The organism is Mesorhizobium sp. B2-7-2 (genome assembly GCF_006440775.1).
In the GTDB taxonomy this organism is placed as follows: domain Bacteria; phylum Pseudomonadota; class Alphaproteobacteria; order Rhizobiales; family Rhizobiaceae; genus Mesorhizobium.
In genome coordinates, this window is the sequence record NZ_VFTZ01000014.1 from 130,140 (window position 1) to 144,191 (window position 14,052).

Here is a 14,052-nt window from a genome sequence, read left to right on the forward strand (position 1 = left end):
AACACGATGAGCTATCTGGACAAGCTGTTCTCGGTCGCCGGCAAGACCGCGCTGGTGACCGGTGCGGCGACCGGCATCGGCCGCATGGTGGCGACCGGGCTGGTACGCGCCGGCGCGCAGGTGATGATCGCCTCGCGCAAGGGCGAGGATTGCGCGAAAGTCGCCAATGAATTGAACGCGCTTGGCGGCTCCGGCCATGCCGAGGGCTTTGCCGGCGACGTGTCCAGCGAAACGGGCATCGCCGCCTTGGTCGCCGAGGTCAAGGCGCGCACGGAGCGCCTGCACATCCTGGTCAACAATGCCGGCATTTCCTGGGGCGCGCCGCTGCAGGATTTCCCCTACCACGCCTGGGCCAAGGTGTTCGGCGTCAACGTCACCGCCGTCTTCCATTTGACGCGGGAGCTCTTGCCGCTTCTCGATGCCGCCGCGAGCGACGAGGATCCTGCCCGCGTCATCAATCTTGGCTCGGTGATAGGCACCCAGCCGCTGGCCGACGACGCCTATTCTTACGCCGCCTCGAAAGCGGCGGTGCATCATTTGACGCGCACGCTGGCGATCGAGTTCGCCGCCCGCCGCATCACCGTCAACGCCTTTGCGCCTGGGCCTTTCCAGAGCCGGATGACCGCGTTTGCCACCGCGACCGCGGAGCAGACGAAACATGTTGGTAACCATGTTCCGCTCGGCCGCATCGGCGTGGCGGATGACATTGCCGGCGCAACGCTTTATTTGTGCAGCCGAGCCGGAAGCTTTGTCACCGGCGCCATCCTGCCTATCGACGGCGGCCAGTCGGTGCAGCATGGCATGACTTTGTTCAAGGAATAAGGTGCCCGGTTCGAGGAATCGCGATCCGGGCGGGGTGCGGAGGACATCAGTGTGGAACCGATCAGTCTCGATACGCTTCTGGCAAGCGTCGGCAAGGAGGTCGGCGTCTCGCCCTGGCGAACGGTGACGCAGCGCATGATCGATCAGTTCGCCGATGCGACCGACGACCACCAGTTCATCCATTGCGATCCGGAGCGCGCCGAGCGCGAGACGCCGTTCGGCGGCACCATCGCGCATGGCTTCCTGTCGCTGTCGCTTTTGTCGGCAATGACCTTCGAGACCATGCCGCCACTGGAAAACACCAAGATGGGCGTCAACCACGGCTTCGACACGCTGCGTTTCCTGGCGCCGGTGAAGACGGGTTCGCGCATCCGCACCCGCTTCGTGCTGGCGGACGTCAAGGTGCGGCCGTCCGGCTGGGTGCAGACGGCACATGACGTGACCATCGAGATCGAGGGCTCGAAGAAGCCGGCGCTGACGGCGCGCTGGCTGACCTTGACGCTGATCGAGCGCCAACCCGAGAACGCATGAGCGGCGAGGCCGGTGCCATAGACCAGGCGGCGCTTGCGCCCTACCTCGAGGCGCATATTCCGGGTTTTGCCGGCCTGTCCGCGATTGAAAAATTCAAGTCCGGGCAGTCCAATCCGACCTATCTTTTGACCGCCGCCAGCGGCCGCTATGTGTTGCGCGCCAAGCCGTCGGGACAGTTGCTGAAATCCGCGCATCAGGTCGACCGGGAATTCCGGGTGATGCAGGCGCTCGCCGGCACGGCGGTGCCGGTGCCGCGCATGCTGCATCTTTCGCGCGAGGACTCCCCGATCGGCCGCATGTTCTACGTCATGGAGTTCCTCGAGGGCCGCATCTTCTGGGATCCATCACTGCCGGACGCATCCGGCAATGACGAGCGCGCCGCGATCTACGATGCGATGAATGCGACGCTCGCCGCCTTGCACGATATCGATGTGGACGCCGTCGGTCTTGGCGATTTCGGCCGGCCCGGCAGCTACTTCGAGCGCCAGCTCGCGCGCTGGACCAGCCAGTACAAGGCCTCCGAAACCGAAACCATAACCGACATGGACAGGCTGATTGCCTGGCTCGAAACGCATATGCCGGCCGATGACGGCCGTGTCTCGCTTGTCCATGGCGACTACCGGCTGGACAACATGATGTTCGCGCCGGGCGCGCCGAAGATCATCGCGCTGCTCGACTGGGAGCTGTCGACGCTCGGGCATCCCTTCGCCGACCTTGCCTATCAATGCATGCAATGGCGGCTGCCGCACGCCTCGGGCTTTCGCGGCCTCGGCGGCATCGACCGCGCCGCTGCCGGCCTGCCTTCCGAGGAGGCCTATGTCGCGGCCTACCGCAAACGACGCGACATCGAGAAGATCGACAACTGGACCTTCTTCCTCGCCTTCTCCTTCTTCCGGCTGGCGGCGATCTGCCAGGGCGTCTACCGCCGCGCGCTGGACGGCAACGCCTCCAATCCGGAAAAGGCAAGGACCTACGGCCAGGCGGTAAAACTGCTCGCCGCGCTCGCGGTGGAACTGATTGACGAGAACAGCTGAACGCGGAGGAGCCGGGCAATGGGCCGTTTCGATGGGATGACGGTGCTGATCACCGGCGCGACCGGTGGTCTCGGCAGCGGCGCGGCAAAGGCCTTCGCCGCGGAAGGGGCACGGCTCGTGCTGTCCGACCTCGACAAGTCTGCGCTTGGCGATTTCGCCGCAACGCTCGACGCCGAGACGGCTCACCTTGCCGGCAACATTGCCGACGAAAAACTCTCGGAGGGTTTGGTGGAGCTTGCCGTGCAAAAAAATTCGGCCGGCTCGATATCGCCGTCAACAATGCCGGCATTGTGCACTCCTTCGTACGCCTGCCGCAGGTCACCTCGGAGGAAGCGCGCCGCGTGGTGGAGGTCGACCTGCTCGGCGTCTTCTATGCCATGAAACATCAGATTCCTCAGTTGGAACGGCAATTCAGGGAAAGCGGCAAGGGCGGCGTCATCGTCAACATCGCCTCGGTCGCCGGCCTCTCAGGCGCGCCGAAGCTGTCGGTCTATGCCGCCGCCAAGCACGGCGTCGTCGGGCTGACGCGCTCGGCTGCCGTGGAATATGCCAGCAAGGGCATACGCATCAACGCGGTCTGCCCGGCCCACACCCGCACGGCGATGGTCGACGGCTTCGTGCGTTTCACCGGAGCGCCCGAAGCTGAAGCGCTGGCCGAGCTCGCGCGCGGCGTACCGATGAAGCGTGTCGGCGAGGTCGACGAGATCATCACCGGCATCCTGTTCCTCGCCGACCCGGCCAATTCCTTCATGACCGGCCACGCTCTGGCGCTCGACGGCGGCATTGGCGCCATCTGAGCAATTCCAGGAAAAGTGCCTTGGCGGTTTTCCATCCGGATTGCGTTAAAACGGAGAGCGTACGCAAGGGAATCGGGGGCGCTCTTGTCCGTTTCCGTACAGCGTATATAATTTCGTCAGGCAACCAATCACAAAGGCAGGCGCATATTGGCGTTGAGCGTTCAGAAACGCCGCGAAAAACAGAAGGCGGAGCTTCGCTCCGAACTGGTCGCGGCGGCTCACAAGCTGGTCCAGGAAGAAGGCTATGAGGGCCTGACCATCCGCAAGCTCGCCAAGCGGGTCGGCTACGCGCCGATGTCGGTCTATTCCTATTTCGCCGACAAGCAGGACATCCTGTTCGCGCTCGCCGAAGACGCCTTCGAAACGCTCGCCCGCCGCATTGAGGAGCATCCCGCCGACGATCCGATCGAGGCGCTCAAGGCGGTGATGACCGAATATGCCGCCTTCGGGCTCGGCAACCCAAATGAATACCGCACCGTCTTCATGACCGAGAAGACCAAGCTGCCCGAAGGACGCAGCTACGAGGAGATGGAAGAAGGCAATCCGGCCATGAAGGTGCTGATCAAACGCGTCGAGGCCTGCGTTGCCGCCGGCAGGCTCAAGGGCGACCCGCGCGCCATTGCCACCATGCTGTGGACCGTGGGCCACGGCACGATTTCGCTCTTGATCACCTTTCCCTTCTATCCATTCGGCGACGCCCAGGCGTATGTGAGGCGCATGTGCGATTTCACGCTGGCGGGGTTGCAGGCGCAGGATATTCCGCCACTGACCGCAACGCCCATCAACTGCTGATCTCTTTGATCATCGGCTCGCATCGCTTCGCCTGATTTGCGGCGGCGAATTGCTGTGTTCAAAAAAATTTGTCGTACGCGTACAGATTCCTCCTTGAATTCCGACTTCATTAACCGTATTTGTACGCTGTATCGTACGTGTACGAAAAAGATTGACTGGAGACGGAAAATGAAGAAGACCATCCTTGCACTCGCCACCGTGCTGGCTTTCTCGGGTACCGCTTTCGCTGGCGCAAGCCAGCCGGCCAAGCACGCCCCCGCGGCTTGCGCTCAGACCAACGCCAGCGTGAAGCTCGACTGCACCTCGACCGGTTCGGTCGAAAAGGCCGACGCCGCCAAGACGACGAAGAGCCCGCGGCTCGGCATCGATGTCAGCCCCTGGTTCGTGCCCGGCCTCTAGAGCACTGTTGGCAAGACTTCGAACGAAAACGGGCGGCATTTGGCCGCCCTTTTTCGTTTCTGCCCGCGCCCCTGAGGACCTGCTCGAGCCTATTTCTTGCGCGGTTTCGTTCCTGCGGCAGTCTTGGCCTTACTCTGCTTTGCCGGCCCGCCGGGGATGGAAGTGCCGGTGATCGATACCGGATCGCTGGCTGGAAATGTGTCCTCGAGGCCTTCCTCGAGTTCCTCTTCCTCGACCTCGTGGCGCCGCTCGTGCTCCAGCGAACGGACTGCAGCTGTCTTCTTGGATGACTTCGGCGCGGATTTGGACGGCATCGGCAATCTCCCTCGCAAGCCGCAGAAACGGCATGGACTGGCGATGGTTCCTTGGAACCGACGCCGCGAAGCTCAGTTCGCCGCGTCGCCTGCCGCTTCCGACAGCAGAGTAAAAACATAGTCCGAGAAGGAACGCCAGCATTCCACCCGGAACGCATCGGCCGCGCTGCGCAGCAGCACGATCTCGGATTTGCCGAGAATGGTGCGCGAGGCAGCACCGACCGGGAACGCCTCGAGCGATAGGTCCTGCGGGCAACCCGAATTGACCGTCGCCGCGGCCGCCGGCCCGACAACGGAGATCGCGACATTGCGGTGCGAGATGCCGACCGCCGAATGCAGCACCGTCACCTTGGCGCAGTCGGCGAGCGGATCCTTGCGCGCCTCGTCGATGATCATCCATTCGTCGGGCCCGAGCCACAGCGCCGTGCGCCCGTCCTTGGTCGCCGAAGTCTTGGGCTTTGTCGGCAGCGTGAGGCCGAGCGCCTTGGAAAGCGCGGCAAGCGAAGCTTGCGGCGCGCGCAGCGAGATGCGTTCGGCCGGCGGCAGCACCTCGACCTTGACGCCCGATGCCGACAGCGTGCGGCCGGCAAGCGCCGGCCGACGCTCGACGGAGGCGGACACAGCAGCGGCTTTTGTCTTGGCGGCGGCCTTAGCCATTGAGGCGTTCTCCCTTCTCGTCGACGAACACCATGCCGGTGACTTCCACCTCGATCGTGCCGTTCGGCATCGGCACGTAGAGCGTCTGGCCCATGCGGTCGCGGCCGCCGGCGACGAGCGCCAGCGCGATCGAGCGGCCGCAATTCTCCGACCAGTAGCTGGAGGTGACGTGGCCGATCATCTTCATCGGGATCGCCTGCTTCGGGTCCGCGACGATCTGCGCGCCCTCTTCCAGCACGACCTTCGGGTCCTTGGTCTTTAAGCCGACCAACTGCTTGCGGCCCTTGGCTACAAGGTCCGGCCGGGTCAGGCCGCGGATGCCGACGAAATCGGTCTTCTTCTTGCCGACCGCCCAGTCGAGCCCGGCATCGTTCGGCGTCACCGTGCCGTCAGTATCCTGGCCGACGATGATGTAGCCCTTTTCGGCGCGCAGCACGTGCATCGTCTCGGTACCGTAAGCAGTCGCGCCATGCTTCTGGCCTTCGGCCCACAACGCTTCCCAGACAGCCTCGCCGTAGTCGGCCGGCACGTTGACCTCGAAACCGCGCTCGCCGGTGAAGGACATGCGGAACAGCCTTGTCGGCACACCACAGATCTTGCCCTCGCGCACCGACATATGCGGCATCGCCTCGTCCGACATGTCGATGCCGTCGACCAGCGGCGCGATGATGTCGCGCGACTTGGGACCTTGCACGGCAATGACAGCCCATTGCTCGGTGATCGAGGTCAGCCAGACATTCAAGTGCGGGAACTCGGTCTGGAGGTAGTCCTCCATGTGGTTCATGACGCGCGGCGCGCCGCCGGTGGTCGTCGTTACGTGGAAGCGATCGGGCGCCAGCCTGCCGACGACGCCGTCGTCATAGATGAAGCCGTCTTCGCGCAGCATGATGCCATAGCGGCAGCGGCCGGTTTCCAGCTTCTCCCACGGATTGGTGTAAAGCAGTTCCATGAACTTCGCCGCGTCCGGACCGACCACCTCGATCTTGCCCAGCGTTGACGCGTCGAACAGGCCGGCGGCCTTGCGCACCGTGACGCATTCGCGGTCGACGGCGGCATGCATGTCCTCGCCCGCCTTGGGGAAATACCAGGCGCGCTTCCAGTGGCCGACATCCTCGAACACGGCACCATGCGACGCCGCCCAGCCATGCGTTGCCGTGCGCCGGGTCGGGTCGAACAAGGCGCCGCGCGCGTGGCCGACGATCGAGCCAAACGTCACCGGCGTGTAGGGCGCGCGGAAGGTGGTGAGGCCGACCTGCGGGATCGGCTTGCCGAGCGTCTCGGCGGCGATCGCCAGGCCGTGCATGTTCGACGTCTTGCCCTGGTCGGTCGCCATGCCGTTGGTGGTGAAGCGCTTGACGTGCTCGATCGAATGCATGCCTTCATGCACCGCCTGGCGGATATCCTTGGCGGTGACGTCGTTCTGGAAATCGACAAAGGCCTTGACCGTTGTGCCCGGGCCGGCGCCAGGCGCGGCGCCCAGCATGCCGCGCGACCAGCTCTCGCCGGCATCGACCTTCGGCTTGGCGCCCTTGCCAGCCTTGCCGCCGGCCTCCTTCGCTGCCTTCGCGCCGGCCGCATAGGCCTCGTCGACTGAAGCGGCCAGCCCGTCGGTGCCGCAGCAGGTGCCGACCGAGACGCAGTCCTGCGCATAGGTGCCGGGCACGAAGCGCTTGGTCGCGTCGTTGAAGGCGACCTTGCCGCGCGATTGCGAGAACAGATGCACCGACGGCGTCCAGCCGGCCGACATGAGGATCGCGTCGACCGGGATGGTGCGCTCGCCGCCGCCATTCTTCGGCTGCACGGTCATTGACGACACACGCAATTTGCCGCCGGCGCTGACCACCGCACGGCCGAAATTGATCTCGATGCCGAGCGCCCTTGCCTCGTCGATCACCGGACCGGCCGGGTTATCGCGCAGGTCGACGATCGCCGCGATGTTGATGCCGGCCTTCTTGAGGTCGATCGCGGCGGCGTAAGCGGAGTCATTCGCCGTATAGACGCCGATATTCCTGCCGACCGCGACGCCATAATGGTTGAGGTAGGTGCGCGCCGCTGAAGCGAGCATCACACCCGGACGGTCGTTGTTGGCAAACACCATGTGGCGCTCGATGGCGCCGGTGGCGATCACGACGCGCTTGGCGCGAACCTGCCACAGGCGTTCTCGCGCAAGCTCCCGGCCCGGGCTCTTGAGATGGTCGCTGACCCGCTCGACCAGTCCGACGAAGTTCTGCGCGTAATAGCCGAAGGCAGTCGTGCGCGACAGCACGCGCACATTGTCCATCGCCTTGAGCTTCGCGATCGCCGCTTGCGCCCATGCATAGCCGCCTTGGCCGTCGATCCTGGCCCCGCTCTCGAAGCGCAGGCTGCCGCCGAACTCGGCTTGCTCGTCGGCGAGGATCACCCGCACGCCGGTTTCAGCCGCGGCGAGCGCGGCCGCGATGCCGGCGGCGCCGCCGCCCAGCACCAGCACCTCGCAATGCGCGTAGCGCGCCGCATAGTGGTCGGGATCCGGCTTGTCCGGCGAAACGCCGAGACCCGCGGCAGCGCGGATCTTCGGCTCGTAGAGATCCTTCCAGGCCCATTTCGGCCACATGAAGGTCTTGTAGTAAAAGCCGGCCGAAAACAGCGGCGAGGCAATGTCGTTGAGGGCCCCGACATCAAAGGCAAGCGACGGCCAGCGGTTCTGCGAGTTGGCCGTCAGCCCGTCATAGAGCTCCTGCACTGTCGCCCGCACATTCGGCGTCTTGCGCGCATCGTCGCGCACGATCTGCACCAGCGCGTTGGGTTCTTCCGCGCCGGCCGACAGGAAGCCGCGCGGACGGTGATATTTGAACGAGCGGCCGACCAGGTGCACGCCGTTGGCGAGCAGCGCCGAGGCCAGCGTGTCGCCCTCGATGCCGATATACGGCTTGTCGTCGAAGCTGAACGAGGCGGTCTTCGCCTGGCTGAGGCGACCGGCACCGGAAATGCGGAAGGCGGCGTTCATTTCGAGGCTCCGGGCAGCTTCGCGGGCTTCGGCTCGCCGGCCTTGTAGGTCATGACGAACCTGTCGGTGACCGTGTCGCGCACCGCGTTGAAGAAGCGCGCGCAGCCATGGATGTGCCGCCAGCGCTCATAGATGACGCCCTTGGGGTTGGCGCGGATGAAGAAGAATTTCTCGAAATCGTCGTCGCTCTCGGCGGCAATGTTGGTCGGGCGCGCGATATGCGCCTCGCCGGCATTGCGGAATTCGAGTTCCGGGCGCTCTTCCTCGCAATAGGGGCAGCGGATGAGAAGCATCTGGGTATCCTAAAACTTGTCGTGACCGGCGCACGCGCCGGCTAAGTGAAAGCAAATCGGCTGAACCATCATCAGTGCGCCACAGCCGCCGCGGCCGCCTCGTCGATGAGACGTCCAGTGCGGAAACGCTCGAGCGTGAAAGGCGCGTTGATCGGATGCGGCTCGTCCTTGGCGATCGTGTGCGCAAAGACGTTGCCCGAGCCGGGCGTCGCCTTGAAGCCGCCCGTGCCCCAGCCGCAATTGACGTAAAGCCCCTTGACCGGTGTCTTCGCCAGGATGGGCGAGCGGTCGGGGGTCACGTCGACGATGCCGCCCCAGGAGCGCAGCATCTTCATGCGGGTGAAGATCGGGAACATCTCGCAGATGGCGTCGAGCGTGTGCTGCAATATGTGCAGGCCGCCGGTCTGCGAATAGGAGACATACTGGTCGGTGCCGGCGCCGATCACCAGCTCACCCTTGTCGGACTGCGAGATATAGGCGTGCACCGTGTTCGACATCACCACGCAGGGCACCACCGGCTTGACGGGCTCCGACACCAGCGCCTGCAGCGGATAGCTTTCGAGCGGCATGCGCACGCCCGCCATGTTCATGATGACGGAGGAATGGCCGGCGGCGACCACGCCGACCTTCTTGGCGCCGATGAAGCCGCGCGTCGTCTCCACGCCGCTGACCGCGCCATTGGCCGCGCGCTTGATGCCGGTGACCTCGCAGTTCTGGATGATGTGCACGCCGCGCGCCGAAGCCCCGCGCGCATAGCCCCAGGCGACCGCGTCGTGGCGCGCCGTGCCGCCGCGGCGCTGCAGCGCGGCGCCCATCACCGGATAGCGCGCCTCCCTGGAGATGTTGAGCGGCGGGCAGAATTCCTTCGCCTGTTCGGGCGTCAGCCATTCATTGTCGATGCCGTTGAGGCGGTTGGCATGGATGTGGCGCTTGAACACCTGGATGTCATGCACGTTGTGCGCCAGCATCATGACGCCGCGCGGCGAATACATGACGTTGTAGTTGAGCTCCTGGCTGAGCCCGTCCCACAGCTTCAGCGCATGGTCGTAGATGCCGGCGCTCTCATCATAGAGGTAGTTGGAGCGGATGATGGTGGTGTTGCGGCCGGTGTTGCCGCCGCCGAGCCAGCCCTTTTCCAGCACCGCGATGTTGGTAATGCCGTGCTCGCTCGCCAGATAATAGGCCGTCGCCAGGCCGTGTCCGCCGGCGCCGACGATGATGACGTCGTATTCCTTCCTCGGCTCGGGCGACGTCCATTGCTCTTCCCAGCCTCTGTGGCCGCGCATCGCCTCGCGGGCAATGGCGAATACCGAGTATTTCTTCACGTTAAGCCTCGCGCCAGTAGCTTTCGCGGATTTGCGGCCGGGCATCCCTGCCCCGGCTTGCGAGGTGTATCACTAGCGAAACCGCGTCGCCATCCTTGCGCTGTTTGCGACGGCGCTTGCCGTTTTGCGCCACGGTCAAAAACGAAGCGTCTGCTCTGGCTTCCGTGGCTCCGTTCGGCGACACTCCTGCCGCGTGATGCTGGGGGGATGACAATGGGTAATGCCTGGTGGAATCTGACCCTGCGCTTCCTGCTGGAACTTGCAGCGCTGCTTGGACTCGGCATGGTCGGCTGGAGCTTTGCCGTCGGGTTCAGCCGTTGGATTCTTGCCGTCGCCTTGCCGCTCGTCGCGGCGGTGCTGTGGGGCACTTTCGCCGTGCTCAATGATCCGAGCCGGTCGGGTCGAGCTCCGGTGCCGGTGCCCGGCGCCCTCAGGCTGGCGCTGGAACTTGTCATCCTGTGCGGCGGCGCCGCGGGATTCTATCTGGCCGGTCACGCGGCCATTGGCATCGTCATGGCTCTGCTGATTGCCTTCAGCTACGCCTTCTCGCTGGACCGGCTGGCTTGGCTGTTGCGGCAGTAAGGCAATGGCGCCTTTGCCGGTTTCGGGTGGCCGCCGTAATCCTCATCTGCGACCAAGCATCCAACCGCCGGCAAGCCCGGTACAAAGGAAGGATGCAAAGACATGTTCACGCTTACAAACCAGGTCGCCATCGTCACCGGCGCGAGCTCCGGCATCGGCCGCGCCACTGCCAAACTGTTTGCCGAGCAAGGCGCAACCCTGGTTGTCGCGGCCCGGCGTCAGGCCGAGCTCGACGCGCTCGTCGGCGAGATAGAAGCGGCCGGCGGCACGGCAGCCGCGCTTGCCGGCGATGTAAGGGACGAGGCCTACGCGAAGGCGCTCGTCGAATTCGCCGTCGCGAGATTTGGCGGCCTCGACATCGCCTTCAACAATGCCGGCGCCGTCGGCGTGATGGGGCCGGTGACCGACATGGCGCCAGCCACCTGGCACGAGACGATGGACACCAATCTGACCAGCGCCTACCTCGCCGCAAGGCACCAGATACCGGCCATGCTGGAGCGCGGCGGCGGCTCCCTGATCTTCACCTCGAGCTTCGTCGGCTACACCGCCGGCATGCCGGGCATGGCGGCCTACGCCGCTGCCAAGGCCGGACTGATCGGCCTGACGCAGGTGCTCGCTGCCGAATACGGTCCGCGAGGACTGCGCGTCAACGCGCTGCTACCCGGCGGCACCGACACGCCCGGCGCAACCACGACCACGCCCGAGGCGCGCGCTTTCGTCGAAGGCATTCATGCATTGAAGCGCATGGCGCAGCCGGAAGAGATCGCCCGCTCCGCGCTTTACCTTGCCTCGGATGCGTCGAGCTTCACCACCGGAACCGCGCTGTTTGCCGATGGCGGTGTCTCGATCAACCGGACGTGAGGAGATTTGACGGGGCATGCCGCTGCCGGCCAACCGAAAAAGTCGCGGGGCGGCCTTGCAATCCGCTCCGATTTGACGATTTTCGTTCCCGTCGAAATCGGACCGGAACGATGCTGCTGATCAGAACCTATGTTGCCCAGAGTGCCATCGAAGGGGTCGGGGTCTTCGCCGCCGAGCCGATCCGCAAGGGCGCTTCGATCTGGCGCCTCGATCCGGATTTCGACCGGCTGATCCCGCTGGAGAAATATGAAGCCGCATCTCTGCATCTCAAGGAACTGCTCGACCGCTACGCCTATCCGAGCCCGGACAAGCCCGGCTTCATGGTCTATGAGGTGGACAATGGCCGCTTCATGAATCACTCCGAGCGGCCGAATACCGATTTCTCGCAATATGGCGGCGCCACGGCCATTCGCGACATCGCTGCCGGCGAGGAAATCACCTGCGATTATGGTGAGTTTTTCGAGGACTTTGCGCGCCACCATCTGACGACCGCGTAGCGCGAGCAAACATGCGGGCGCAGTGCTCGGGTTTTTGATGCCGTTTCGCGCAATCAAAGGTGGACATCCCAGCCTGATTCTGCTATCAGCCGCCACAATTCGCGGTGCAATTCGCCGCGGAGGCATGTCAGCTATGGCTGTTTGCCTAATGATTTCAAACCCGAAGACAGGATTGCCCGTGCAGGTACTCGTCCGCGACAACAACGTTGATCAGGCGCTTCGCGCGCTGAAGAAGAAGATGCAGCGCGAAGGTATTTTCCGCGAAATGAAGATGCGCGGTCACTACGAGAAGCCGTCGGAGAAGCGTGCCCGCGAGAAGGCCGAGGCCGTGCGCCGCGCCCGCAAGCTGGCCCGCAAGCGCGCCCAGCGCGAAGGCCTGCTGCCGATGACCCCACGCCCGGCTCCGGCTGGTGCTGCCGGCGCATCGCGCTCGCCGCGCTCATAACGCCTATTTTTCGTCCTTTTCGAAGGATACCGAGGGTGGCGCGATGCGGAATCGCCGCCACCCTTTTGTTTATGTATTAGAGCCGGTTCGGAGAGGGAACGGACTGACGGCGCTGCGGCAGTGAGGAACAAAGATGAACGCAATTACCGTGGAGCGCAAAACCGCTTTTCGCGGCTTCGCCCTGACGGCGGCCCTGCTTTCGGGTCTGACACTCGCAGCATGCCAGACGACCCCGACGGGTGAGTTCAACTCGATCGACAAGGCGCAGGGGTCGAGCGAGAACATCTCCTCGCTTTCGGCGGTCATCCAGCGAAATCCGCAGGATCCCGACGGCTATAACGTGCGCGGCTCGGCCTATGGCCGCGGCGGCCAGTACCAGGCGGCGCTCAAGGACTTCAACCAGGCGATCCAGCTCAATCCGAACTTCTACCAGGCCTATTCGAACCGCGCGCTGATCCAGCGCTTTCTCGGCAATCAGGAAGCTGCATTGGCCGACTACAACCGCTCGATCCAGATCAACGCCAACTACGACGCAGCCTATATCGGCCGCGGCAATCTCTACCGCAAGGCGGGCCGCACCCAGGATGCCTTCAACGACTTCCAGAAGGCGATCCAACTCGACACCACCGATGCCCGCGCCTACCACAATCGCGGCCTGATCTATCAAAGCCAGGGCCAGCACAAATTCGCCATCGAGGATTTCTCGACCGCGATCTCGCTGGCGCCGGACGCCGCCGAGCCCTACAACGGCCGCGGCCTCTCCTACCTGGCGACAGGCGACGAGGACAACGCCTTCTCCGACTTCAATATGGCCATCAAGCTCGACGGCAAGAACGCCGAGGCCTGGGCCAACCAGGCACTGATCTACGAAAAGCGCGGCGACAAGGGAAGGGCTGCCAAGTCCTACCGCGAGGCGATCCACCTCGACCCCAACTACCAGCCGGCCAAGGACGGCCTGTCGCGCACAGGCGGCAACGCCAGCTGATCCGACGCCGGAAGGGACGACGCTTAAGCGTCGTTCACGGTCGCCCGGTCGCCGTCGGCGGCCGCGATGTTGCGCTGCGGAGACGCCGATAGCGATCCGTTAACCGCCCAGGACAATGCGTTAACCCTTGCCATGTTCGCGTCAAAGTTTCGGCGGAACGCTCCGTGCACCTCGATCGTTTAAGCCGGGGCCAAGATTTTCGCGAAAGGGACCTTTCCAATGATCAAGACACTTGCCTGTGCCGCTGCCGCGCTTGCCGCCACGGTGCTCGCTTCTCCGGTCAGCGCCGGCACGCTCCGGCTCGGCACGCTCGATTGCACGATCGACGGCGGCGTCGGCTACGTCATCACGTCGAACAAGGGCGTCTCCTGCGTCTTCCGCCCCTCCCATCAGGGCCCGGCCGAAATTTATACCGGGATGATCTCCAAGCTCGGCGTCGACGTCGGCAAGACGCATCAGGGCCAGCTCGTCTGGGCGGTGCTTGCCGCCACCCGCAGCCATGATGCGGGCGATCTCGCCGGCAGCTATTACGGCGTCAATGCCGAGGCGAGCGTGGTGACCGGCGGCGGCGCCAACGTCCTGGTCGGCGGCTTGGACAGCGCCTTCATGCTGGAGCCGCTCAGCGTCCAGGCGCAGACCGGCCTCAACCTGGCCGTCACCGTGGCGTCGCTGGACCTCGTCCACTCCTACAAGTGAGCCTTCGGCTTTTCAATTCATCGCGCCGCACTCGGC

The 14,052-nt window shown here is 64.4% G+C and carries 18 protein-coding genes; 13 read left to right on the forward strand and 5 right to left on the reverse strand.

Features of this window, described 5'->3' with window-relative positions; translation table 11 throughout:
* The first annotated feature begins 6 nt into the window (after window positions 1–6).
* The 7 genes from FJ425_RS19705 to FJ425_RS19730 all read left to right on the forward strand — a co-directional run bounded on the left by FJ425_RS19705 (window position 7) and on the right by FJ425_RS19730 (window position 4,375).
* The gene (locus FJ425_RS19705; protein WP_140725508.1) at window positions 7–822 is read left to right on the forward strand and encodes an SDR family oxidoreductase; all 816 of its coding nucleotides are present in this window, start codon (window positions 7–9) and stop codon (window positions 820–822) included.
* 45 nt (window positions 823–867) lie between these two features.
* A complete protein-coding gene (locus tag FJ425_RS19710; RefSeq protein WP_281405777.1) occupies window positions 868–1,353 on the forward strand; it encodes a MaoC family dehydratase in 486 nt (161 codons plus the stop codon).
* Window positions 1,350–2,387 carry a phosphotransferase family protein gene (locus FJ425_RS19715; RefSeq protein ID WP_140725510.1) on the forward strand — a complete coding sequence of 346 codons (1,038 nt, stop codon included), beginning with the start codon at window positions 1,350–1,352 and terminating at the stop codon, window positions 2,385–2,387. Before FJ425_RS19710 ends, FJ425_RS19715 begins: the two co-directional genes overlap by 4 nt.
* Before the next feature lie 18 nt (window positions 2,388–2,405).
* Window positions 2,406–2,768: an SDR family NAD(P)-dependent oxidoreductase gene (locus tag FJ425_RS32365; protein WP_281405773.1), complete on the forward strand. Its 363-nt coding sequence runs from the start codon at window positions 2,406–2,408 to the stop codon at window positions 2,766–2,768.
* The gene (locus tag FJ425_RS19720; protein WP_281405774.1) at window positions 2,678–3,184 is read left to right on the forward strand and encodes an SDR family oxidoreductase; all 507 of its coding nucleotides are present in this window, start codon (window positions 2,678–2,680) and stop codon (window positions 3,182–3,184) included. The genes FJ425_RS32365 and FJ425_RS19720 overlap by 91 nt, the downstream gene beginning before the upstream one ends.
* A gap of 147 nt (window positions 3,185–3,331) precedes the next feature.
* Window positions 3,332–3,976, forward strand: coding sequence for a TetR/AcrR family transcriptional regulator (locus FJ425_RS19725; protein ID WP_140632559.1), 645 nt, complete (start codon window positions 3,332–3,334; stop codon window positions 3,974–3,976).
* Between the two features lie 168 nt (window positions 3,977–4,144).
* Entirely contained in the window at window positions 4,145–4,375 is a 231-nt protein-coding gene (locus tag FJ425_RS19730; RefSeq protein WP_140632562.1) for a DUF680 domain-containing protein, read from the forward strand.
* Window positions 4,376–4,464: 89 nt separating this feature from the next.
* Here the strand turns inward: FJ425_RS19730 and FJ425_RS19735 are convergent, their stop codons facing one another.
* From FJ425_RS19735 to FJ425_RS19755, 5 genes are all read right to left on the reverse strand, one after another.
* Window positions 4,465–4,689, reverse strand: a complete 225-nt coding sequence (locus FJ425_RS19735; protein WP_140632565.1) for a hypothetical protein — start codon at window positions 4,687–4,689, stop codon at window positions 4,465–4,467.
* Window positions 4,690–4,761: 72 nt separating this feature from the next.
* A complete protein-coding gene (locus FJ425_RS19740; protein ID WP_140632568.1) occupies window positions 4,762–5,346 on the reverse strand; it encodes a sarcosine oxidase subunit gamma in 585 nt (194 codons plus the stop codon).
* A complete protein-coding gene (locus tag FJ425_RS19745; protein ID WP_140725513.1) occupies window positions 5,339–8,332 on the reverse strand; it encodes a sarcosine oxidase subunit alpha in 2,994 nt (997 codons plus the stop codon). The genes FJ425_RS19740 and FJ425_RS19745 overlap by 8 nt, the downstream gene beginning before the upstream one ends.
* The gene (locus tag FJ425_RS19750; protein WP_140541913.1) at window positions 8,329–8,625 is read right to left on the reverse strand and encodes a sarcosine oxidase subunit delta; all 297 of its coding nucleotides are present in this window, start codon (window positions 8,623–8,625) and stop codon (window positions 8,329–8,331) included. The genes FJ425_RS19745 and FJ425_RS19750 overlap by 4 nt, the downstream gene beginning before the upstream one ends.
* A gap of 71 nt (window positions 8,626–8,696) precedes the next feature.
* Window positions 8,697–9,950 carry a sarcosine oxidase subunit beta gene (locus tag FJ425_RS19755; RefSeq protein WP_140725516.1) on the reverse strand — a complete coding sequence of 418 codons (1,254 nt, stop codon included), beginning with the start codon at window positions 9,948–9,950 and terminating at the stop codon, window positions 8,697–8,699.
* A 213-nt stretch (window positions 9,951–10,163) separates the two neighbouring features.
* On the opposite strand from FJ425_RS19755, the gene FJ425_RS19760 reads away from it, so the two are divergent.
* The 6 genes from FJ425_RS19760 (at window position 10,164) to FJ425_RS19785 (ending at window position 14,016) form a co-directional block, all read left to right on the forward strand.
* Entirely contained in the window at window positions 10,164–10,532 is a 369-nt protein-coding gene (locus FJ425_RS19760) for a YrdB family protein (RefSeq protein ID WP_140725519.1), read from the forward strand.
* A gap of 102 nt (window positions 10,533–10,634) precedes the next feature.
* Complete coding sequence (locus FJ425_RS19765) at window positions 10,635–11,393, forward strand: SDR family oxidoreductase (RefSeq protein ID WP_140541916.1); 759 nt, start codon at window positions 10,635–10,637, stop codon at window positions 11,391–11,393.
* A gap of 110 nt (window positions 11,394–11,503) precedes the next feature.
* Entirely contained in the window at window positions 11,504–11,890 is a 387-nt protein-coding gene (locus tag FJ425_RS19770; protein ID WP_140632577.1) for an SET domain-containing protein-lysine N-methyltransferase, read from the forward strand.
* A gap of 178 nt (window positions 11,891–12,068) precedes the next feature.
* Window positions 12,069–12,335: a 30S ribosomal protein S21 gene (rpsU, locus tag FJ425_RS19775; RefSeq protein WP_027165252.1), complete on the forward strand. Its 267-nt coding sequence runs from the start codon at window positions 12,069–12,071 to the stop codon at window positions 12,333–12,335.
* A gap of 133 nt (window positions 12,336–12,468) precedes the next feature.
* Window positions 12,469–13,320, forward strand: a complete 852-nt coding sequence (locus FJ425_RS19780) for a tetratricopeptide repeat protein (RefSeq protein ID WP_140541918.1) — start codon at window positions 12,469–12,471, stop codon at window positions 13,318–13,320.
* A 219-nt stretch (window positions 13,321–13,539) separates the two neighbouring features.
* Window positions 13,540–14,016 carry a DUF992 domain-containing protein gene (locus FJ425_RS19785; protein ID WP_140632580.1) on the forward strand — a complete coding sequence of 159 codons (477 nt, stop codon included), beginning with the start codon at window positions 13,540–13,542 and terminating at the stop codon, window positions 14,014–14,016.
* Window positions 14,017–14,052: the final 36 nt, after the last annotated feature.

What these genes read in the sequence shown, in the direction of transcription:
- FJ425_RS19705 (WP_140725508.1), top strand. Translation starts at nt 7, where the DNA reads ATGAGCTATCTGGACAAGCTGTTCTCGGTCGCCGGCAAGACCGCGCTG.
- FJ425_RS19770 (WP_140632577.1), top strand. Translation starts at nt 11,504, where the DNA reads ATGCTGCTGATCAGAACCTATGTTGCCCAGAGTGCCATCGAAGGGGTC.
- FJ425_RS19765 (WP_140541916.1), top strand. Translation starts at nt 10,635, where the DNA reads ATGTTCACGCTTACAAACCAGGTCGCCATCGTCACCGGCGCGAGCTCC.
- FJ425_RS32365 (WP_281405773.1), top strand. Translation starts at nt 2,406, where the DNA reads ATGGGCCGTTTCGATGGGATGACGGTGCTGATCACCGGCGCGACCGGT.
- FJ425_RS19780 (WP_140541918.1), top strand. Translation starts at nt 12,469, where the DNA reads ATGAACGCAATTACCGTGGAGCGCAAAACCGCTTTTCGCGGCTTCGCC.
- FJ425_RS19785 (WP_140632580.1), top strand. Translation starts at nt 13,540, where the DNA reads ATGATCAAGACACTTGCCTGTGCCGCTGCCGCGCTTGCCGCCACGGTG.
- FJ425_RS19740 (WP_140632568.1), bottom strand. Translation starts at nt 5,346, where the DNA reads ATGGCTAAGGCCGCCGCCAAGACAAAAGCCGCTGCTGTGTCCGCCTCC.
- FJ425_RS19760 (WP_140725519.1), top strand. Translation starts at nt 10,164, where the DNA reads ATGGGTAATGCCTGGTGGAATCTGACCCTGCGCTTCCTGCTGGAACTT.
- FJ425_RS19715 (WP_140725510.1), top strand. Translation starts at nt 1,350, where the DNA reads ATGAGCGGCGAGGCCGGTGCCATAGACCAGGCGGCGCTTGCGCCCTAC.
- FJ425_RS19750 (WP_140541913.1), bottom strand. Translation starts at nt 8,625, where the DNA reads ATGCTTCTCATCCGCTGCCCCTATTGCGAGGAAGAGCGCCCGGAACTC.
- FJ425_RS19730 (WP_140632562.1), top strand. Translation starts at nt 4,145, where the DNA reads ATGAAGAAGACCATCCTTGCACTCGCCACCGTGCTGGCTTTCTCGGGT.
- FJ425_RS19735 (WP_140632565.1), bottom strand. Translation starts at nt 4,689, where the DNA reads ATGCCGTCCAAATCCGCGCCGAAGTCATCCAAGAAGACAGCTGCAGTC.
- FJ425_RS19745 (WP_140725513.1), bottom strand. Translation starts at nt 8,332, where the DNA reads ATGAACGCCGCCTTCCGCATTTCCGGTGCCGGTCGCCTCAGCCAGGCG.